Raw genomic sequence first — 20,619 nt, 5'->3', positions numbered from 1 at the left:
ACACCGTGGCGATATCCCGTCAAAAATTGTTCACAAGGTTTCTTGGTAAACCGCTGGTTTAGATCGGATTTTCGCCTTCGCCCCAAACACGATCTGTTACCGTTAGCCTTAATGCGTGAACAGAGCTGTCCACGAGACAGCCACAATGCCGCCGAAACGGCGATACAAGGCCCGTTGTGGCATTGCAAGCTGGCGCCGGCCTTGTGGCAAAGCCGGAAGCCGGGCCAAAGCTCAGCCCGGCATCGCCCTTAGGAGGCTAGTCGATCGACGCGGCCTGTCTCCGGATCGATGCCGTGTTCCTTGAGCTTGCGATAGAGCGTCGAGCGGCCGATGCCGAGTCGGCGGGCGACTTCGCTCATCTGTCCGTTGTAGTGATCGATGGCAAGCTTGATCATCTCGAGTTCGACATCGGCAAGTGCCCGCACATTGCCGCGCTCGTCGAGCGCCCGCAACGTGCCGAAGCGAGGCTGCAGCCTTGCCGGCGGATCGAACGCGATTGCCGGGCCGCCCTCGCCGGGCAAGGCTTCGTCATCGCGCGCCTGCAAAGGCAAGGACGGCGACGGCGCGTCGCCATCCATATCGAGGTTGACGGTGCCTTCCACTTGCGCCCGGATCTGCGGGAAGTCCTCCGCGGTTAACATATCGCCTTCGCAAAGCACCGAGGCGCGAAAGACGGCGTTTTCGAGCTGCCGGATGTTTCCGGGCCAGTCATAGGCCTGCAGCACCGCGAGCGCTGCCGCCGAAATACCTTGCAGGCGACGGTGCGGGTCGGCCGGCGCGACCTTCTCCATGAAATGGGTGACCAGATATGGGATGTCGTCGCGGCGGTCGCGCAGCGGCGGCACGAAGATCGGATAGACGTTCAGCCGGTAGAACAGATCCTCGCGGAACTTGCCGTCCTTGACCTGCTGCAGGAGGTTGCGGTGCGTCGCCGAAATCAGCCTGATGTCGACCCTGACGGTCGAGCGCCCACCGACCGGGTCGACCTCGCCGTCCTGGACCGCACGCAACAGCTTGACCTGCACGTCGAGCGGCAGGTCGCCGATCTCGTCGAGAAACAGCGTGCCCGAATGCGCTTCGACGAACTTGCCGGTGTGCTTGTCGGTGGCCCCGGTGAACGAGCCCTTCTCGTGACCGAACAGGATCGATTCGACCAGATTGTCTGGAATGGCGCCGCAATTGACGGTGACGAAGGGCTTCGTGCGGCGGTCGCCACTGCCCTGGATGGCGCGCGCCACCAGTTCCTTGCCGACGCCGGACTCGCCCTCGATCAGGATCGGAATGTTGGATGCCGCCGCTTTCTGGCCAAGACGGATCACCCTGTCCATGGCCGGGCTGTGCGTGATCATGTCCTTGAAGGTCAGGAGGCCGCCGCGCCGGCGCGATGTGCGCTTGACCTCGCCCTCGACGGCCTCGACCTTGAGCGCATTGCCGATCGATGCCTGCAGCCTGTCGGGAGACGCCGGCTTGACGACGAAATCGAAGGCGCCATGACGCATCGCCGAAACCACGGTCTCGATTCCGCCCTGCGCGGTTTGCACGATCGCCGGCACGTTGATGTCGCGCTCGCGCATCGCCTTCAGCACGCCGATACCGTCGAGACCGGGCATGACCAGATCGAGGATGACCACCGACACCTCGCGGGCGCCGGGTCCATCGAGGATGTCGAGAGCGGCCGCGCCGCCGTCGACCACGATTGCGCTGTAGCCGAACCGCGTCACCGCCGCTTCGAGCAGCCGGCGTTGCACCGGATCGTCATCGACTATGAGTATGGAACCTGTCATGACTGGTGTGACTGCCCGCCCGAGGAATTCTGCCCTGTGGACCATCTTGGCACAGGGTTCTAAATAAGGTTTCAAAAAACCCGGTGAATGAATTCCTTAGGATTTGACCGGCTTCTCGTTTCTCCTTGAACCTTGGCCACGGAAGGTGTCGGCAATGCATAGGGATTCTGGGCACATGGTTTCCGCACGGCGGCTGGCGGCGCCGGCGTCGGGTCAAGGCGCGGCCGAGCTGGGCGACCTGCCGGAATGGAACCTTGCCGACCTCTATGCCGGCATGGACGCGCCGGAGCTGAAGCGCGACATCGCCAAGGCCGCCACCGATGCCACCAGTTTCGAGAGCCGCTGGAAGGGTACGCTGGCCGCCGAAGCCGAGCGCGGCGGCGCCGGCAGGCTGGGCGAGGCGCTTGTCGCCTACGAGGCGCTGGAGGAACTGATCGGCCGCATCGTCTCCTATGCGGGACTGGTTTATGCCGGAAACACCGCCGATCCCCAGCGCGCCAAGCTCTATGGCGACATCCAGGAGAAGATGACCGACGCCAGCGCGCACCTTCTGTTCTTCGCGCTCGAACTCAACCTGATCGACGATGCGTCGATCGAAGGCGCGCTCGCCGGCGATCCCGCCTTCGGCCACTATCGGCCATGGGTGCTCGATCTGCGCAAGGACAAGCCTTACCAGCTCGAGGACCGCGTCGAGCAGCTCTTCCACGAAAAGTCGATCACCGGACGCGGCGCCTGGAACCGCCTGTTCGACGAAACGATGACCGACCTTCGCTTCCACATCGACGGCGAGGAACTGACGTTGGAGCCGGCGCTGAACCGTCTGCAGGACGCCGACGGCGAGGTGCGCCGCCGGGCGTCCGAGGCGCTGGCCACGACCTTCCGCAAGAACTTGCGCACCTTCACGCTGATCACCAACACGCTGGCCAAGGACAAGGAGATATCCGACCGCTGGCGTGGCTTCGAGGACATCGCCGATTCACGCCATCTGGCCAACCGCGTCGAGCGCAGTGTGGTGGACGCCTTGGCCTCCGCCGTTCGCGATGCCTATCCGCGCCTCTCGCACCGCTACTACGCGATGAAGGCACGCTGGCTGGGCATGGAGGTGATGAACCATTGGGACCGCAACGCGCCGTTGCCGGATACGCCCCAGGCGATCATCGGCTGGGACGAGGCCAGGAACACCGTGCTGTCCGCCTATCAGCGCTTTTCGCCCGACATGGCCGAGATCGCGCGAACCTTCTTCGACCGGAACTGGATCGACGCGCCGGTGCGGCCCGGCAAGTCGCCTGGCGCCTTCGCGCATCCGACCGTACCGTCGGCGCATCCCTATGTCCTGCTCAACTACATGGGCAAGCCGCGCGATGTGATGACGCTGGCGCACGAGCTTGGCCATGGCGTGCATCAGGTGCTGGCCGGCGGCCAGGGTGCGCTGATGGCCTCGACGCCGCTGACGCTGGCCGAGACGGCATCGGTCTTCGGCGAGATGCTGACCTTCCGCTCGCTGCTCGACCAGACCACCGACCGGCGCGAGCGCAAGGCCATGCTCGCCCAGAAGGTCGAGGACATGATCAACACGGTCGTGCGCCAGATCGCCTTCTATGAATTCGAGCGCAAGGTGCATGCCGAACGCAAGAACGGCGAACTGACCTCCGACAGGCTCGGTCAGTTCTGGCTCGAAGTGCAGGCCGAAAGTCTGGGTCCCGCCATCAAGCTGCGCGAAGGCTACGAGGTGTTCTGGACCTACATCCCGCACTTCATCCATTCGCCCTTTTATGTCTATGCCTATGCTTTCGGCGACTGCCTGGTGAACTCGCTCTACGCGGTCTACCAGAACGCCGAGCGCGGCTTTCAGGACAAGTATTTCGAAATGCTGCGCGCCGGCGGCACCAAACATCATTCCGAGCTTCTGGCGCCCTTCGGGCTCGACGCCACCGATCCCGCCTTCTGGCAGATCGGACTTGGCGTCATCAGTGGCCTGATCGACGAGCTGGAAGCGCTCGACACTTGAAATGCGCGCCCAGGCGTCGCTCTAACAGTTTAGCCGGAATGCATGTTGGGACAGCTCTACTATCGCCCTAAATATCTGTTCTTGAAGTACTCTCCACCGAAGTTTTCCGATAGCTTTCCACAAGCTCTATGATAGCCTTCGCTCCAAGCTCAGCCGGAGCGCATGCGGATCGGCGAGGAGAAATCTCAGCCGGCCGTGGCGCTCAGGCGAACGCGACAACGGCCGTTGGCCATGGGCAAGCAAAGCCGATCGCCGACAGCTCGAACCGAAGCCGGCTGTTCTGCTTACCGCGGAACCACCAAGAGTAGTCCTTCGCCGAAGATCATGACCCACGGCAGACGGATCTGACTGGAGAGAGACAATGGGCACTTTTTTCTACGTGGTCCTGGCGTTCCTGATAGGCGTATTGGTCGGCTGGTTCCTTTGGGGGCGCCTGCGCGGTGAACTCGACAGCTTGCGCGGCGATCTCGACCGTACACGCAGCGAACGCGACAGGCTGCGCACCGACAGCGACCGCCTGACCGGCGAACTCGATGCATGCGGCAAGACCCGCGCCGACCTTGAGCGCCGGCTGCGCGAAGCGTCGGCCGCACCTGCCGCCGGAAGCAGCGCGGCAAAACCGGCAAGCCAGGCGCCGGCGGCCCTGATGTCGACCCCCGCGACGGCCAAATCCGCCACCACAAAGCCCGCGACGGCCAAACCGGCCGCTGCGAAAGCGGTCTCTGCCAAGGCGGTCCCTGCCAAGCCGGCGGCGAAACCCGCCGCCACCAAAACCTCGGCTCCAGCCAAATCCGCAACGAGCAAGCCTGCAACAGTCAAGCCTGCAACAGTCAAGCCTGCAACAGCCAAGCCAGCATCCGGAAAGCCCGACAATCTGCGTCGGCTGATCGGTATCGGTCCGGTCAATGAGAAACTGCTCAAGGCACAAGGCGTCACCAGCTTCGCCCAGATCGCGTCCTGGACAGCGGCCGATATCAAACGGATCGAAGACGTCATGAATTTCGATGGCCGCATCGCGCGCGAACGCTGGATCGAGCAGGCCAAGCTGCTCGCCGCCGGCAACGAGAAGGAATTCGCCAAGCAGTTTCCAACAGCCGGAACCTCCAGCAACAGCTGATCGCCAGGCACGACCTGAAGATTGCAAGCGGCGGCGCCATATCGGCGTCGCCGTTTGCTCTTGGTTCCTGAGTTGGCCCAAAGGTCGGCTTTAAGAGGCAGCGTGCCGTTCCCTCGATTGCGCGCGGGCGGCACCCCATATAGAGCGGTTGATGGCTTCATTGACCGCAGCATTCGGTGCCCATGTCCCTGCCCGCCGCAATTTTTCGCAATGACAAAAGCGCGCGCCAGCTCGTTTTCGACCGGCCGGCCGATATCATCGTGGCGCACGACGCAGGCGATTTCGGGCCGGCTCTGGAAGCAGCACAAGCCGCGCATGATGCAGGCAAATGGCTTGCCGGCTATTTCTCGTATGAGGCGGGCTACCTGCTCGAACCCAAGCTCGTTCCCCTGCTGCCGAATGGACGCCGCGCTCCACTCGTGTGCCTCGGGGTTTTCGATGCCCCGGTCGAAGAGGCGGTGCCGCCGCGCAATACGGCGGCGACCAATGGCCCGATCTTCGACGCCCGTGCGACGTGGTCGCCCGAGGATTATGAAAAACGCTTCTCGCGGCTGCACCAGCACATCCGGCAAGGTGATTGCTACCAGGGCAATTTGACCTTTCCCGTGCATGCGCAATGGTCAGGCGAGCCTCTGGCCGCGTTCGATGCGTTGACTGAACGTCAGCCGGTGAAATATGGCGCGCTGATCGCGCTCGGTGAACCCATCGTGCTGTCGCGCTCGCCTGAACTGTTCTTCGAGATCGACGCCGAGGGCATGATCGAGACGCATCCGATGAAGGGAACGGCGCCGCGCGGCGCCACCAAAGCCGAAGACGAACGGCAGAAGATCTTCCTGCGCAATGACGAGAAAAACCAGGCCGAAAACCGGATGATCGTCGATCTCCTGCGCAACGATATCTCGCTGATCAGCGAGGTGGGCACGCTGGACGTGCCGGCGCTGTTCCGCATCGAGACTTACCCGACCGTGCATCAGATGGTGAGCGACGTCAGGGCCAAATTGCTGCCGGGTCTCTCTATCCGCCAGATCTTTGCGGCGCTGTTTCCTTGCGGTTCGATCACCGGCGCGCCTAAGATCCGTGCCATGGAGATCCTGCGCGACCTGGAAGGCACGCCCCGCGATGCCTATTGCGGCGCCATAGGCTGGATCGCGCCCGGCGGCCCGATGCGCTTTTCCGTGGCGATCCGCACCATCTCGCTCTTTTCGGGCGGCGAGGCCGTCTACAATGTCGGAGGCGGCGTCGTCTTCGATTCGACGGCGCAGGAGGAGTATCAGGAGTGTCTGCTGAAAGCGCGCTTCGCGACGGGAACACCGCCGACTTTCAGTTGATCGAGACCATGCGCTGGGAACCCGGCTCGGGCTTCCTGCGCTTCGATCGTCATCTTGCGCGCCTCTATGGCTCGGCGGCGGAACTCGGCTTCCGCTGTGATCCAGGCACGGTCGGCGAGGCGCTGAGCAGCGCGGTCGGCGGTTCCGGCGTTGCCACGCGCACGCGCCTCGTCCTGTCGCACGATGGCGAGGTGACGGCCTCTGCGCAGCCTTATGAACCGCTCGCCGCCGACAAGGTCTGGATGCTGCGGCTGGCGCGGACGAGGCTCGATTCGAACGACACGCTGCTGCGCCACAAGACCAGCCGGCGACAGCTTTACACGCGTGCCCGTGCCGAACACCTCATCACGCAGGCCGACGAGGTGCTTATGGCCAACGAGCGTGGCGAGATCTGTGAAGGCACGATCACCAATGTCTTTGCCGATCTCGGCGACGGCGTGCTGGCGACGCCCCGGCTCGATTGCGGCCTGCTGCCTGGCGTATTGCGCGCGCAGCTTCTGGATGAAGGCCGCGCCCGCGAAGCGATCTACAGCTTGGACGATCTGAAATCCGCCAAGTCCCTGTTCGTCGGCAATTCGCTGCGCGGACTGATCCCCGCAAGACTGACCTGAGACATGACGTCCGTGCCCACTCACACACCCCCAAAACATACGCTGCCCACCCACACGCCCTATGACGGCTCGTCGAAACTGTTCAGCATCGGGCTGAAGCCGCTCGACCCGGCGGCCTGGATCGAGGTCGACGGCCATCTGCTGCCGTATCTCGCCGAAAAGCACCGGCTCTATGCCGAAATCCCAGAGCGCGTTTTCGTCGAGGAGGACGGCACGCGCGACGCCCAGCAGGAAGTGCTCGACTTGCTCGCTGCGCATCTCCTGGAGAGGTTCCCCGAAACCCATCGGCTCGGCGGATCAGGCGTCGAGGTGGCGGGCGCGGCGAACCGTCTGCCTGCTTCCCTCGCCGATGCGCCGCTGGCCAAAGCCTCACTGCTCGTCCAGGAAGACCTGATCCTGATGCGCAGCAGTGACAGCGGCTGGCGGCTGGTCGCCGGCTCGCTCTGCTTTCCCTCCTCCTGGTCGCTCCTGGAAAAGTTCGGCAAGCCGCTGCAGGACATCCACGCGCCGGTGCCGGGTTTCGGCCCGGGCACGCGTCCGGCGGGACTCATCAACCGGATGTTCGATGGCCTCCAGGGGCAGGCCGTCGAGCGCTACAACTGGTCGATCCAGTCCGACAACGCGCTCTACCATCCGCTCTCCGACCTGCAGCGCATCGACCGCGCCACCAACCGGCCGTCGCGCTTTCCCGATGGCGACATCGACGCCCATGCCTTCATTCGCGTCGAGCGGCAAACCCTACGCAAACTGCCTGTTTCACGCGATATCCTGTTCACCATCCGCATCCATCTCGATCCGCTCGCCGTGCTGGCCAGGCACCCTGATCGGGCGAAGCTCGCGGTGTCTTTCGCCGCCCAGCTCGAAGCACTCGATCTCGCCCAGCTCGACTACAAGGGCCTGACATCGGACCGTGATCGGCTGATGACGGTCCTTAACCACATGGCCAATGACGACTGATCGCTGGTTGGCGCTTTTCGCTGGTTTGTGACAATGATCTGTGATGTAGCGCATGGCCGCCGGGCAAAGATGCCCGGTTTTGTGTGTGCGTTTTCCCAGTTTCCTGGGCTTTGAAGGAGTGCTCGATAAAATGGCGAATGAAAACTGGCCCGTTTACGGTGAGATCAGCGGCCCTGTCGTGATGATCGGCTTCGGCTCGATCGGCCGGGGAACGCTGCCGCTGATCGAACGCCATTTCAAGTTCGACAAGTCGCGCATGACGGTTATCGATCCGCGCGACACCGACCGCAAGCTGCTCGACGAGCGCGGCATCACCTTCGTCCAGGAAGCGGTGACCGAGAAGAACTACAAGAAGCTCCTGACCCCGCTTCTGACCAATGGCGGCGGCCAGGGCTTTTGCATCAACCTGTCGGTCGATACCGGCTCGGTGGACCTGATGCGGCTCTGCCGCAAGCTCGGCGTGCTCTACATCGACACCGTCGTCGAACCGTGGCTCGGCTTCTATTTCGACGCCAAGGCCGATAACGCCAGCCGCACCAATTACGCGCTGCGCGAGTCGCTGCTCAAGGAAAAGCACGACAAGCCCGGCGGCGCCACGGCGGTCTCCACCTGCGGCGCCAATCCAGGCATGGTCTCGTGGTTCGTCAAGCAGGCGTTGGTCAATCTCGCCACCGATCTTGGCCTGGAGTTCTCGGAGCCCGCGCAGGACGACCGCGAGGGGTGGGCCAAGCTGATGAAGAAGGCCGGCGTCAAGGGCATCCACATCGCCGAACGCGACACCCAGCGCACCAAGAAGCCGAAACCGATGGATGTGTTCTGGAACACATGGTCGGTCGAAGGCTTCATCTCCGAGGGCCTGCAGCCCGCGGAACTTGGCTGGGGCACACACGAGACATGGATGCCGAAGAACGCCAAGAAGCACAAGCACGGCTCGAAGGCAGCCATCTACCTGGAGCAGCCGGGCGCCAACACGCGCGTGCGCTCGTGGTGCCCGACGCCCGGCGCGCAATACGGCCTGCTGGTGACGCATAACGAGGCGATCTCTATCGCCGATTTCTTCACCGTGCGTTCGAAGAAGGGCAAGGTGCATTACCGCCCGACCTGCCACTATGCCTATCATCCCTGCAACGACGCGATGCTGTCGCTTGACGAGATGTTCGGCGCCGCCGGCAAGCCTCAGCCGGTGCATCATGTGCTCGACGAGAACGAGTTGATCGACGGCGTCGACGAACTCGGCGTGCTGCTCTACGGCCACGACAAGAATGCCTACTGGTACGGCTCGCAGCTGTCGCTCGCCGAGGCGCGCAAGCTGGCCCCCTACCAGAACGCCACCGGCATGCAGGTCACCTCGGCGGTGCTCTCGGGCATGGTCTGGGCGCTGGAGAATCCCGAGGCCGGCATCGTCGAAGCCGACGAGATGGACTACAGGCGGTGCCTGGAAGTGCAGTCCCAGTATCTCGGACCGGTCAAGGGCTACTACACCGACTGGACGCCGCTCGATAACCGTCCCGGCCTGTTCCCGGAAGACCTCGACCGGAACGACCCGTGGCAGTTCCGCAACATCCTTGTGCGATAGCAGCACCGCCCACCTGCCTCACTGCCTTGCAATCGCCCGGAAATCGGGCGATTGAAGGGATGCGGACCATAGCGATACGTATTCATCTGGACGCACGTCGCTCTGGAAACTTGGATGCACGCCTCGTGCTTGTCGAAAATCGATTTCCGATTTTTGGGCCGATGCGAGAGGAGAGGATTTTCACATGATCATTGCGCGCAAAATTCTTTCGATGAGCGTGGCGGGTGCCATTGCGGCGATGCTCGCCGCCTGTGCGACCAGCGGCCCCGATCAACCGCCGATGGCAGCGGCGCCGAAAGGCGTCGAGGGCTCGTGGATCGACGCCAAGGGTACCGGCCTGTCGACCTTCACCGGCGGCACCTTCACGACGGTAGCCACCGACACCGGCCAGAAGCTTGCCGACGGCAGCTACACGATGACCGGCGCCACATCGGTGCAGATCAACGGCACCTCGCTGATCCGCCAGACCGCGGTCAGCTTCAACTGCCTGATGGTGTCGACAAGCCAGCTCAACTGCACGAGCTCCAGCGGGCAGAATTTCGTGCTGACAAGGCGCGTCTGAACCCACGACCATTCGTATTCCAAGGACGGCGGCTGGTTGGCCGCCGTCTTTTTTGTGCCGGCAAAGGGTCCCGGATTCCGCTTGCGTCATCCGGAACGCGATGGGAACATGGCCAAGCGCCGGCTGTTATGTTCCAGTCAAGCAAGAGCGCTAATGGCCTCTGATCAGCTTTCCGGGAGACGAAGATGAAGAAGCTTGCCGCCATTGCAGCCCTGTCAGCCTCAGCCCTCGGTCTGTCGGCCGGCGCGTCCTTTGCCGACTACACGCTGAACATCCTGCATATCAACGACTGGCACAGCCGCATCGAAGGCAACAACAAATATGAATCGACCTGCTCGGCGGACGAGGAGACCAAGGGCGAGTGCATCGGCGGCGCGGGCCGGCTGATCACCGCGATTGCCCAGGAACGCAAGAAGCTGGAAGGCCAGAACGTGCTGCTGCTCAGCGCCGGCGACAATTTCCAGGGCTCGCTGTTCTACACGACCTATAAGGGCAAGGTCGAAGGCGAATTCCTCAACGACATGAAGTTCGATGCCATGGCCCTCGGCAACCATGAATTCGACGACGGCGAGGCCGCCTTGGCGCCGTTCCTCGACATGATCAAGTTCCCCGTGCTCGGCGCCAATGTGAAGGCCAACGCGCAATCCAAGCTCGGCGACCGCGTCAAGCCATCTGTTGTCGTCGAGGTCGGCGGCCAGAAGATCGGCATCATCGGCGCGATCACCAACGACACGCCGGATCTCGCTTCGCCGGGTCCCAACGTCGCCATCGAGGACGACGTCAAGTCGATCACTGCCGAAGTCGAGAAGCTCAAGGGCGAAGGCGTCAACAAGATCATCGCCGTGACCCATATCGGCTACAGGCGCGAACGTGACGTCATCGCCAAGATCCCGGGCATCGATGTCGTCGTCGGCGGCCACAGCCATTCCCTGCTGTCGAACACCGACCCGAAGGCGGAAGGCCCCTACCCGACGATGGTCGACAATCCGGACGGCTACAAGGTGCCGGTGGTGCAGGCGGCCTCCTATTCGAAATATCTCGGCGAGTTCAAGGTGGTGTTCGACGACAATGGCGTCGTCAAATCGGCCAGCGGCGACCCGATCTATCTCGACAAGTCGATCACCCCCGACCCGGCCGTGCTCGCCCGCATCAAGGAGCTTGGGGCGCCGATCGAGGCGTTGAAGAACAAGGAAGTGGCCGAAACCACCGACGTCATCGACGGCAGTCGCGAGAGCTGCCGCACCCGCGAATGCGCGATGGGCAATCTCGTCTCCGACGCCATCCTCGACCGCGTCAAGGGACAGGGCGTCGAGATCGTCATCTCCAATGGCGGCGGCCTGCGCGCCTCGATCGACAAGGGCACCGTCACCATGGGCGAGGTGCTGACCGTGCTGCCCTTCCAGAACACGCTGGCGACCTTCCAGATTTCGGGCAAGGATCTGGTGGCCGGCCTCGAGGGCGGTCTCAGTCAGGTCGAGGACGGCGCCGGGCGCTTCCCCCAGGTCGCCGGCCTGAAATATTCCTTCGACAAATCCGTTGCGCCCAATGCCGGCCGGGTCAAATCGGTGGAGGTCATGGAAGGCGGTGCCTGGACGCCGATCAAGCCGGACAAGGACTATCTGGTCGCCACCAACAACTATGTTCGCCAGGGCGGCGACGGCTACAAGGTCTTTGCCGACAAGGCCAGGAATGCCTACGACTACGGCCCCGGCCTCGAACAGGTGGTTGCCGACTATCTCGGCGCCCACCGGCCCTACACGCCGAAGCTCGACGGCCGCATCACCGAAATAGCCGCGACCGTCGCCGCGGCGCCTGCGGCCCCGGCAACCGATCCGGCCAAGCCAGCCGAAGCGGCACCGGCCACCCCGGCGCCCGCACCGGCTGAAGCCGCTAAGCCTGCCGAAGCGGCACCGGCAATGCCTGAATTGCCGGCCAACTCGGGCGATATCGCCAACACACCACCGGCCATATCGACGGAAGGAGCACCTCCCCCGCCAGCGCCACCAGCCGCGCCGGCACCGGCCGAGCCGGCAAAGCCTGCTGAGGCCGCGCCAGCGGAAGCCAGCCATGTCATCGTTGCCGGCGACACCTATTGGGATCTGGCCAAGAAAGCCTATGGCGACGGCGCCAGGTGGAAGGTCATTTCGGGCGCCAACAAGGGCTACGAACCCCGCCGGCTTCCTGTCGGCGCAACGCTGACCATCCCGCCGAAATAGCTCGCTTATATGCCTGAATGACACCGCCCGTCCGAAAACCGGACGGGCGTCCTGTTTTCGGGCTAATGCATGTCGCCCAAAAGTGACCTCGGTTTTGGGAGAACGACATGCATAAAACAAAGACTTAAAGCGGGTCGTCTGAATCCATTCGGACAATCCGCTTTAAGGTGCGGCCAGACGCTGCATTGAATGCGCGCGCAAGATGGTTAGGTTCGCGTCTCCCGGAGAACCCTTATGACGCTTCCCACCCCTGCCGATCCCAAGGTCGCAAAAGCGCTCGGCCCGTTGCCCGCTGGGCATCCGCCGGTCAAGGCGGGCAAGATCGGCGTCATGCTGGTCAATCTGGGCACGCCCGATGGCACCGATTTCAAGCCGATGTGGCGGTATCTGCGTGAATTCCTGTCCGATCCGCGCGTCATCGAGCTCAACAGGGCGATCTGGTATCCGATCCTCTATGGACTTGTGCTCACCACGCGCCCCAAGAAGTCGGGCGCCAATTACGCCCGGATCTGGAACCGGGAAAAGAACGAGTCGCCGCTGCGCACCTACACCCGTGCCCAGGCCGAAAAGCTGGCCGAAGCGCTGCGCGACCTGCCTGATGTCGTCGTCGACTGGGCGATGCGCTACGGCAACCCTTCGACCGCCAGCATTGCCCAGCGTCTGGCCGACCAGGGCTGCGACCGCATTCTTTCGTTTCCGCTCTATCCGCAATATTCGGCGACGACCACGGCAACAGCCAACGACCAGCTGTTTCGCGCGCTGATGAAGATGCGCCGCGCGCCGGCCGTCCGCAGCGTGCCGCCCTACTATGACGAGCCGGTCTATATCGAGGCGCTGGCGCGTTCGATCGAACGGCATCTGGCGACGCTGGATTTCGAGCCGGAGGTGGTCATCACCTCCTATCACGGCATTCCAAAACCCTATTTTGAGAAGGGCGATCCCTATCATTGCCACTGCCAGAAGACGACGCGGCTGTTGCGCGAACGGCTCGGCTGGGATGACAGGAAACTGATCATCACCTTCCAGTCGCGCTTCGGCGCGCAGGAATGGCTGCAACCCTATACCGACAAGACGGTGGAGAAACTCGCACAGGACGGCGTCAAGTCGATCGCCGTCGTCAATCCCGGCTTTTCCGTCGACTGCATCGAGACGCTGGATGAGATCGGCCGCGAGGCGGCCGAAACCTTCCACCATGCCGGCGGCAAGAATTTCGCCCATATCCCTTGCCTCAACGACAGCGCGGAGGGGATGGCGGTGATCGAGGCGATGGTGCGGCGCGAACTGTCTGGCTGGGTCTAGGAGAAATTCCAGGAAAAGTGTGAAACGGTTTTCCCGGGAAAAGCGAATAGCGCTTTCCCTTGGGAATTTCGTCAACCGGAGTTAGAGCGGCTCGCCGCTCTAACTCCGGAACAACACAAGCTCCGGGGCGTTAAGGCGCGCCGCCGGAGAATGCGATGTCCCGCAAACTCGACCTCAGAACTGGCCAGCCCGTCTGGTCAGCCTATCGCGCGCCTGCGGTGCCGACGGACGGCCTGATCCGGGACGTCAAGGCAGATGTGCTGGTCGTCGGCATGGGCATCAGCGGCGCCATGATGGCCGAGGCGCTGACGGCCGATGGCCATCGGGTGATCTGTATCGACCGGCGCGGTCCGCTGAAGGGCTCGACGGCCGCAACCACCGCACTGGTGGCATTCGAAATAGACCAGCCTCTCTCCACGCTTTCGAAGATGATCGGCAGAGCCTCGGCGCAGCAGGCCTGGCGGCGCTCGCGGCTCGCCGTCTCCAATCTCGCCGGACGCATCGCCGAACTCGGCATCAACTGTGGCCTGAGCCGGGCGCCGTCGCTCTATCTGTCTGGCACGATACTTGGTCCGTCGGAACTGCGCGACGAGGCCAAGGCACGGCGGCTAGCCGGCATCGCCGCGACCTATCTGACGCCGGCGCCGCTGGCGGAGACATTCGGCATCGACCGCGAAGGCGCCATTCTCAGCCACGGCAACATCGCGCTCGACCCGCGTAAGCTGACGGCTGGGCTGCTGCTGAAATCCCTTCAGCGCAAGGCTCGCTTCTACGCCCCCGTCGAAGCGACAGTGATTGAGGATAGCGCCGAAGCTGTTGTCGTCGCGACCAGGGATGGCCCGACCATAACCGCGCGACATGTTGTTCTGGCCACCGGCTACGAACTTGTGGAGATCGTGCCGGCCGCGGCCCACCGGATCATCTCGACATGGGCGATCGCAACATGCCCGCAACCGCGAAAGCTCTGGCCGGACGCAGCGTTCATCTGGGAAGCGTCGGAGCCGTATCTGTATATGCGCACGACGATCGACGGCCGGGTCATTTGCGGCGGCGAGGACGAGGATTTTGTCGACGAAGCGCGGCGCGACGAGCTGATCGCCGACAAGAGCACACGCATCGCCGAGAAGCTCGGCCTGGTATTTCCGCATCTCGACACCAGGCCCGATTTTGCCTGGACCGGTTCGTTCGGCACCACAACCACCGGCCTGCCCTATATCGGCGCCATTCCCCGCCACCCGCGCATCCATGCGGTGATGGGCTACGGCGGCAACGGCATCACCTTCTCGCAGATCGCTTCCGAGATTGTCCCGGCTTCGATCAACGGGGTGGAGGACACGGATGCAAGACTGTTTGCCTTCAACCGCTGATCGCACCGCAAACAATCCGTCATCACCTGATTGTAACGCATCTGAAACACACTTAAGTCTTTGGTGAAGTCGGCCGCGCGAGAATGGCTTGTGCGGCCTTCGTCTGAGGGAGAGCCAAATGGATTTCAGTGGTTTCGATATTGCGGTTGGTGCACTTGCCCTTCTGGTATTGGTGCTGCTGATCAAAGGCATTAGGACAATCCCGCAAGGCTACAACTATACGGTGGAGCGCTTTGGCCGTTACACCAAGACACTGAGCCCGGGTCTCAATTTCATTTACCCGTTCATCGACCGCATCGGTGCCAAGATGAACATGATGGAGCAGGTGCTCGACGTTCCAAGCCAGGAAATCATCACCCGCGACAACGCCATTGTCGGTGTCGACGGCATCGCCTTTTTCCAGATCCTCAACGCCGCTCAGGCCGCCTACCAGGTTTCCGGCCTGCAGAACGCCATCCTCAATTTGACGATGACCAACATCCGTACCGTCATGGGTTCGATGGATCTCGATGAACTCCTGTCGAACCGCGACGCCATCAACGAGCGCCTGCTGCGCGTCGTCGATGAAGCGGCCCACCCGTGGGGCATCAAGATCACCCGCGTCGAAATCAAGGACATCAACCCGCCGGCCAACCTTATCGAATCGATGGGCCGGCAGATGACCGCGGAACGCAACAAGCGCGCCCAGATCCTTGCCGCCGAAGGCCTCAAGCAGTCGCAGATCCTCGAGGCCGAAGGCCGCAAGGAAGCCGCCTTCCGCGATGCCGAGGCGCGCGAGCGTTCGGCCGAGGCGGAGGCCCGCGCCACCCAGGTGGTGTCGGAAGCGATCTCCAAAGGCGATGTGCAGGCGCTGAACTACTTCGTCGCCCAGAAATACACCGAAGCGTTGGGCAAGATCGGCACCGCGACCAACAGCAAGATCGTGCTGATGCCCTTCGAGGCATCGTCGCTGATCGGTTCGCTCGGCGGCATTGGCGAGATCGCCAAGGAAGTCTTCCGCAGCGAAGGCACGACCGGCTCGCAGAGGCAGGCCGCGCGCCCGCCGGTCGTTCGCCCAACCGACAACTGAGGTCGAAACCAATGATCGACCGCATCGTTTCCGAACTCGGCCCGTGGAACTGGATGGTTCTCGGTTTCGTCCTGCTGGTGATGGAAATCATCGCGCCGGGTATCTTCATGCTGTGGATCGGCATCGCCGCGCTGATCATCGGCGCTGTGTCGCTGCTGATCTGGGACACCGGCTTCTGGACATGGCAGGTCCAGGTCCTCGCCTTCCTGGCGCTGTCGCTGGTCTCGGCCTATGTCGGCAAGAAGCTGGTCGGCAGCCGCAACGACCCGACCGATCAGCCGCTGCTCAACCGGCGCGGCGCGCAGATGGTCGGCAGGATGGCGACACTTGCCGAACCGATCCGTGACGGGCGCGGCCGCATCAAGCTGGGCGACACACTGTGGCGTGTCTCCGGCCCTGACCTGCCGGCCGGCACGCAAGTGCGCGTGACGGGTGCGGCCGATACGGATCTGGAACTGACCGTCGAGGCGGTCTGAACTCTGGAAACCCGCCGCTTGGACAAGGTGTGTTGAGATTCAGGTCAGGCCGAGTCGAAAACGGTGGGTTCCGAGAACCGGAGCGGAGCGTACTTTTCGTACGTGAGCACCGGAAGCGCAGGAAACCGTCGTTTGCAGGCCGGCATCACCTGAACATCGACGCGCCTTAGGCCGCGCCGATACGCAGCAGATCGTGCAGGTGGATGAGGCCGACTGGTTTCCGGCCCTCCACCACCATCAGGCTGGTGATGGCTGAATTGTTGATCGTCTGCAGCGCCGTTGCCACCAGCGTGTCCGGCGTCGCGGTCTTCGGACCTCTTGTCATCACCTGATCCACCGTCATCGCCAGCAGATTGCTGCCGATGTGACGGCGGATGTCGCCATCGGTGATGATGCCGACCAGCGCACCGTCGACATCGGTGATCGCGACGCAGCCAAACCCTTTGCGCGACAGTTCCAGGATCGCGTCCTGCATGCCGGTGCCCGCAACCACCAGCGGCAGCCTGTCGCCGACATGCATGATCTCGCGGATCTGCGTCAGGTTGGCGCCGAGCTGGCCGCCCGGGTGAAAGGTGCGGAAATGGTCCGGCGTGAAGCCGCGTGCTTCGAGCAGCGCGATCGCCAGCGCGTCGCCCATCACCAGTTGCAGCAGCGTCGATGTCGTTGGCGCCAGGCCGTGCGGACAGGCCTCCGGAGCGCGCGGCAAAAGCAGCACCACGTCCGCCGCCCGCGCCAGCGCCGATGTCTCTCCGGCGGTGATGGCGATCAGCGGAATGGAAAAGCGCCTGGAATAGGCGACGATGCCCATCAGTTCCTTGCTTTCGCCCGACCACGACATGGCGATGATGGCGTCGTCCCTGGCGATCATGCCGAGATCGCCGTGGTTGGCTTCGGCGGGATGGACAAAGAAAGCCGGCGTGCCGGTCGAGGCCAGCGTCGCGGCGATCTTCGAACCGATATGGCCGCTTTTGCCGACGCCGGTGAGGATGAGCCGGCCTTCAATCCCCGAGATCATCTCGACCGCCTGGGCGAAAGGCGCGGCCAGCCCATTCTCCAGCGCCTCGGCGAGGGCTGCAACCCCAGCCTGTTCTGTCGCCACCGTCCTCAGCGCCGAAGCGATCGAGGCTTGCCTGTCCAAAGGCTTCTTATCCAGGGATCCCGCATGCATGGCTGATGCGATTAGCGCTTTGCCGGCGCGCTGTCCAACGGAAATGGCCCCAGGCATATCGCCCGAACGTGTGCGGTGGTTCAGACGACGGCAGGCGAGAAAACGCACGCGGTATGAATCCCTTTGGAAATCAGCGCTTCAGGGAGCTGACGGGCCGCTGCCTCAACCCTCCGTTAACCATCCCCATTTACGGTTCGGTAAGTATGGCGCGCGTGCGCCGCGCAAGCAGTGGTGGCGATGTCCGGGGTCCAGCCAGAAAATTCGATGGGACGTGGGGGCAAGGCGGTCTGCGCCTTGCTGCTGGCAACCAGCATGTTTGCCTTGCTGCGCCCAACGGCGCTCCATGCCCAGGAAACCGAACTGCGCGGCGAAGTTTCGGAATCGGCGATCCTGTCCGACCAGCAGCGCAAGGCGAGACAGCTGGCCTTGGCAGCGCAGGGTCAACAGCCGGCCAACGCCGCGCAGGACAACGCGCCGGCCCGCACCTATCTGCCGGCCAGCGCCGGTGCCGTGCCTGACGACGCTGACACTGGCGACGCCACCGCGACCGGCAGCCTCTTTGACCCGCCGGCAGCCACTGACGACACGTCCGCCGACACTGCGGCGCCGCCCAAGCCTCGCCGCCGCTCATCGAGCGCCAGGCAGAATGCGGCTGACCAGGCCAAGGACAGGGCTGCCGACAAGTCGAAAAAGAAGAAGAAATCGACGGCCGACACCTCCGACATCACCGCTTCCACGACCGCCTCCACGACGGACGCCACCGATGCTGCAGAGACCGATGCGGACACGGCCAACCGCCGCGCACTCACCATCGACAGCGCCGACAGGCAGAAGCTCGACCCAGGAGCGGAGCGTACGGACGCCATCGAAGGCCAGAAGAAGAAGCTGGAGGATGATCCGTTTGCCGCCACCGGCATCAAATGGGGCTCCTTCGTCATCCGGCCGACGATCGAACAGGGCCTGACCGCCACCTCGAACGGCGATTCGAGCAGTGCAGGCAAGTCGGCGCTGCTGTCCGAGACGGCGCTGCGCTTTTCCGCCGCCTCCGACTGGCGCGAGAACTCCGCTACGATCGACGGCTATGGCCTTTTTCGCGAGACCGTCTCGGGTTACCCGGTTCACGACGAGCAAGGCCGCATCGAAGGCCAGCTCAATGTCGATCTCGACAATGAATTGCGCGCCATCGCCAAGCTCGGCTACGAGGCCGTGCCGGAATCGGCATCATCGCCTGATGCCATTGCAGGCGTCAGCAAGCAGCCGCTGCGGCAGACCATTGATGGCAGCCTGGCCGTCGAAAAGCATCTCGGCAAGATGCAGTACACGTTGACCGGCGCGGTCTCGCACGACTTCTACGGCGACGCCAAGCTCTCGGACGGCACCTCGCTGTCGCAGAAGGATCAGGACTCGACGCTCTACACGGCGACGTTGCGCACCGGCTACGAGATCTCCCCTGCCCTGACCCCCTTCACCGAAATCGAGGTCGGCCGCCGGACCTATGATCAACGCATCGACAATGAAGGCTTCGAGCGCTCGTCGACGCGGCTCGGCGCCCGCGCCGGCCTTGCACTCGACATGGGTGAGAAGCTGTCGGGCGAATTCTCGGCCGGCTGGCTCAGGGAAGCGATCGACGACAAAAACCTTGATGCGATCTCGGGTGCCACCGTCAACGCCGACCTCAAATGGTCACCCGAGCGCGGCACCATAATCGGCCTGACCGGGCGGACCACCGTCGAGCCCACGACCACATCGGGCGAGAGCGGCGACATCCTCTATTCCGGTCGCCTGACCGGCGAACGCCAGATTCGCGCCAACCTCACCGCCAACGCGGCTCTGGGTCTCGACTGGCGTGATTACATCGGCATCGACGGCCATGACAGGGTGTTGAGCGCCGAGGCCGGCCTGACCTGGTGGCTGAACCGCTACGCCGGCCTGACCACAAGAGTGAGGACCGAGAAACTGACCAGCAACCTGCCGGGCCGAGACTACACCGCCAACAGCATCTTCCTCGGCGTCAAGGTGCAGCGCTGAACGGCCGCACCAACGACATCCGGCCGCTCGCTAGGATGTTTTAAAACGCAGCGCCACGGCGCTCTGACGGCTTCAGCTCGTCGAGAAGCGTGCGGATGACGCCCGCCATGTTCTCGTTCATGTCGCTGCGCCACAGCGCGAAGGCGACATTGGCCTCGACAAAACCCTCCGGCGATCCGCAGTCGAACGTGCGGCCTCGATAGTGGTAGCCGTAGAAAGGCTGCTGCTTTTCCAGCTTCAGCATGGCGTCGGTGAGCTGGATCTCGTTGCCGGCGCCTTTTTCCTGACCTTCTAGGATCTTGAAGATCTCCGGCTGCAGGATGTAGCGGCCGTTGATGTAGAGGTTGGACGGCGCGGTGCCGGCCTTCGGCTTTTCCACCATCTCGGTGATACGGAAGCCGTGATGCGTGTCCTCGCCGCGGCCGACGATGCCGTATTTGTGGGTTTCGGCGGGATCGCATTCCTGCACCGCGATGATGTTGTTGCCCGTCTCCTCGTAGAGCTCGACCATTGCCTTCGTGCAGCTCTTCTCCGACTGCATGATCATGTCGGGCAACAAAAGCGCGAAGGGCTCGTCGCCGACGAGCTCGCGGGCGCACCAGACGGCGTGGCCAAGTCCCATCGGCACCTGCTGGCGTGTGAAACTGGTCTGCCCCGGCGCCGGCTGCAGCCGCTGCAGGCGGGCGAGCTGGTCGTCCTTGCCGCGCTGGGCCAGCGTGTCATAGAGTTCGAACTGGATGTCGAAATGGTCCTCGATGACAGCCTTGTTGCGACCGGTGACGAAGATGAAATGCTCGATGCCGGCCTCGCGCGCCTCATCCACCACATACTGGATCACCGGCCGGTCGACGACGGTCAGCATTTCCTTGGGGACAGCCTTGGTGGCCGGAAGAAACCGTGTGCCGAGGCCGGCGACCGGGAAGACTGCCTTGCGAACTCTCTTCATGCTTTCAATTATCCGTTTGAGGGCCAGCTCCGCAATCCCCGTTTCAAGACATTTTCACGCCGGAATCGGGGATTACTGGGAAACTGAGGGGAACGTCCACCGGTAAA

16 protein-coding genes are annotated in these 20,619 nt (G+C 63.2%); 13 read left to right on the top strand and 3 right to left on the bottom strand.

The genetic code is table 11. The features are described 5' to 3' along the window. Nucleotides 1-248: 248 nt before the first annotated feature. Nucleotides 249-1,784, bottom strand: coding sequence for a sigma-54 dependent transcriptional regulator (locus A9K65_RS09905; RefSeq protein WP_013529737.1), 1,536 nt, complete (start codon nucleotides 1,782-1,784; stop codon nucleotides 249-251). Between the two features lie 175 nt (nucleotides 1,785-1,959). Between A9K65_RS09905 and A9K65_RS09900 the strand changes: the two genes are divergently transcribed. The 12 genes from A9K65_RS09900 to A9K65_RS09845 all read left to right on the top strand — a co-directional run bounded on the left by A9K65_RS09900 (nucleotide 1,960) and on the right by A9K65_RS09845 (nucleotide 16,370). Further along, on the top strand, nucleotides 1,960-3,792 hold the full coding sequence (locus tag A9K65_RS09900; protein ID WP_064995625.1) for a M3 family oligoendopeptidase: 1,833 nt from the start codon (nucleotides 1,960-1,962) through the stop codon (nucleotides 3,790-3,792). A gap of 361 nt (nucleotides 3,793-4,153) precedes the next feature. Next, on the top strand, nucleotides 4,154-4,909 hold the full coding sequence (locus A9K65_RS09895; protein ID WP_064995624.1) for an NADH dehydrogenase: 756 nt from the start codon (nucleotides 4,154-4,156) through the stop codon (nucleotides 4,907-4,909). A gap of 182 nt (nucleotides 4,910-5,091) precedes the next feature. Then, nucleotides 5,092-6,237, top strand: a complete 1,146-nt coding sequence (locus A9K65_RS09890; RefSeq protein ID WP_064995623.1) for an aminodeoxychorismate synthase component I — start codon at nucleotides 5,092-5,094, stop codon at nucleotides 6,235-6,237. Continuing rightward, the gene (locus A9K65_RS09885; RefSeq protein WP_013529733.1) at nucleotides 6,186-6,848 is read left to right on the top strand and encodes an aminotransferase class IV family protein; all 663 of its coding nucleotides are present in this window, start codon (nucleotides 6,186-6,188) and stop codon (nucleotides 6,846-6,848) included. Before A9K65_RS09890 ends, A9K65_RS09885 begins: the two co-directional genes overlap by 52 nt. 3 nt (nucleotides 6,849-6,851) lie before the next feature. Then, a complete protein-coding gene (locus tag A9K65_RS09880) occupies nucleotides 6,852-7,805 on the top strand; it encodes a DUF3445 domain-containing protein (protein ID WP_064995622.1) in 954 nt (317 codons plus the stop codon). Nucleotides 7,806-7,935: 130 nt separating this feature from the next. Continuing rightward, a complete protein-coding gene (locus A9K65_RS09875; RefSeq protein WP_013529731.1) occupies nucleotides 7,936-9,381 on the top strand; it encodes a homospermidine synthase in 1,446 nt (481 codons plus the stop codon). A 184-nt stretch (nucleotides 9,382-9,565) separates the two neighbouring features. Beyond that, complete coding sequence (locus A9K65_RS09870; protein WP_013529730.1) at nucleotides 9,566-9,943, top strand: hypothetical protein; 378 nt, start codon at nucleotides 9,566-9,568, stop codon at nucleotides 9,941-9,943. 185 nt (nucleotides 9,944-10,128) lie between these two features. Beyond that, on the top strand, nucleotides 10,129-12,159 hold the full coding sequence (locus tag A9K65_RS09865) for a bifunctional UDP-sugar hydrolase/5'-nucleotidase (RefSeq protein WP_064995621.1): 2,031 nt from the start codon (nucleotides 10,129-10,131) through the stop codon (nucleotides 12,157-12,159). A 234-nt stretch (nucleotides 12,160-12,393) separates the two neighbouring features. Next, a complete protein-coding gene (gene hemH / locus A9K65_RS09860; protein ID WP_013529728.1) occupies nucleotides 12,394-13,458 on the top strand; it encodes a ferrochelatase in 1,065 nt (354 codons plus the stop codon). Nucleotides 13,459-13,613: 155 nt separating this feature from the next. After that, a complete protein-coding gene (locus A9K65_RS09855; protein ID WP_064995620.1) occupies nucleotides 13,614-14,825 on the top strand; it encodes an FAD-binding oxidoreductase in 1,212 nt (403 codons plus the stop codon). A gap of 118 nt (nucleotides 14,826-14,943) precedes the next feature. After that, entirely contained in the window at nucleotides 14,944-15,894 is a 951-nt protein-coding gene (locus tag A9K65_RS09850) for an SPFH domain-containing protein (protein WP_013529726.1), read from the top strand. A gap of 11 nt (nucleotides 15,895-15,905) precedes the next feature. Then, complete coding sequence (locus A9K65_RS09845) at nucleotides 15,906-16,370, top strand: NfeD family protein (RefSeq protein WP_013529725.1); 465 nt, start codon at nucleotides 15,906-15,908, stop codon at nucleotides 16,368-16,370. Nucleotides 16,371-16,536: 166 nt separating this feature from the next. Here the strand turns inward: A9K65_RS09845 and A9K65_RS09840 are convergent, their stop codons facing one another. Continuing rightward, entirely contained in the window at nucleotides 16,537-17,538 is a 1,002-nt protein-coding gene (locus tag A9K65_RS09840; RefSeq protein WP_064995619.1) for a KpsF/GutQ family sugar-phosphate isomerase, read from the bottom strand. Between the two features lie 237 nt (nucleotides 17,539-17,775). Between A9K65_RS09840 and A9K65_RS09835 the strand changes: the two genes are divergently transcribed. Beyond that, the gene (locus A9K65_RS09835; RefSeq protein WP_064995618.1) at nucleotides 17,776-19,566 is read left to right on the top strand and encodes an outer membrane beta-barrel protein; all 1,791 of its coding nucleotides are present in this window, start codon (nucleotides 17,776-17,778) and stop codon (nucleotides 19,564-19,566) included. Between the two features lie 40 nt (nucleotides 19,567-19,606). Here A9K65_RS09835 and galU read toward each other — a convergent pair whose 3' ends face one another. Continuing rightward, the gene (gene galU, locus A9K65_RS09830; RefSeq protein WP_013529722.1) at nucleotides 19,607-20,512 is read right to left on the bottom strand and encodes a UTP--glucose-1-phosphate uridylyltransferase GalU; all 906 of its coding nucleotides are present in this window, start codon (nucleotides 20,510-20,512) and stop codon (nucleotides 19,607-19,609) included. Nucleotides 20,513-20,619 lie beyond the last annotated feature (107 nt).

This window comes from Mesorhizobium sp. WSM1497, assembly GCF_001672455.2.
GTDB lineage: Bacteria > Pseudomonadota > Alphaproteobacteria > Rhizobiales > Rhizobiaceae > Mesorhizobium > Mesorhizobium ciceri.
The sequence above is the reverse complement of the archived record's forward strand: the minus strand, read 5'-3'. Positions and strand labels throughout refer to the sequence as shown.

Coding starts and splice junctions, on each gene's coding strand:
- A9K65_RS09875 (WP_013529731.1), top strand. CDS start 7,936: ATGGCGAATGAAAACTGGCCCGTTTACGGTGAGATCAGCGGCCCTGTC.
- A9K65_RS09855 (WP_064995620.1), top strand. CDS start 13,614: ATGTCCCGCAAACTCGACCTCAGAACTGGCCAGCCCGTCTGGTCAGCC.
- galU (WP_013529722.1), bottom strand. CDS start 20,512: ATGAAGAGAGTTCGCAAGGCAGTCTTCCCGGTCGCCGGCCTCGGCACA.
- hemH (WP_013529728.1), top strand. CDS start 12,394: ATGACGCTTCCCACCCCTGCCGATCCCAAGGTCGCAAAAGCGCTCGGC.
- A9K65_RS09900 (WP_064995625.1), top strand. CDS start 1,960: ATGGTTTCCGCACGGCGGCTGGCGGCGCCGGCGTCGGGTCAAGGCGCG.
- A9K65_RS09905 (WP_013529737.1), bottom strand. CDS start 1,784: ATGACAGGTTCCATACTCATAGTCGATGACGATCCGGTGCAACGCCGG.
- A9K65_RS09840 (WP_064995619.1), bottom strand. CDS start 17,538: ATGCATGCGGGATCCCTGGATAAGAAGCCTTTGGACAGGCAAGCCTCG.
- A9K65_RS09895 (WP_064995624.1), top strand. CDS start 4,154: ATGGGCACTTTTTTCTACGTGGTCCTGGCGTTCCTGATAGGCGTATTG.
- A9K65_RS09870 (WP_013529730.1), top strand. CDS start 9,566: ATGATCATTGCGCGCAAAATTCTTTCGATGAGCGTGGCGGGTGCCATT.
- A9K65_RS09880 (WP_064995622.1), top strand. CDS start 6,852: ATGACGTCCGTGCCCACTCACACACCCCCAAAACATACGCTGCCCACC.
- A9K65_RS09890 (WP_064995623.1), top strand. CDS start 5,092: ATGTCCCTGCCCGCCGCAATTTTTCGCAATGACAAAAGCGCGCGCCAG.
- A9K65_RS09845 (WP_013529725.1), top strand. CDS start 15,906: ATGATCGACCGCATCGTTTCCGAACTCGGCCCGTGGAACTGGATGGTT.
- A9K65_RS09835 (WP_064995618.1), top strand. CDS start 17,776: ATGTCCGGGGTCCAGCCAGAAAATTCGATGGGACGTGGGGGCAAGGCG.
- A9K65_RS09865 (WP_064995621.1), top strand. CDS start 10,129: ATGAAGAAGCTTGCCGCCATTGCAGCCCTGTCAGCCTCAGCCCTCGGT.
- A9K65_RS09850 (WP_013529726.1), top strand. CDS start 14,944: ATGGATTTCAGTGGTTTCGATATTGCGGTTGGTGCACTTGCCCTTCTG.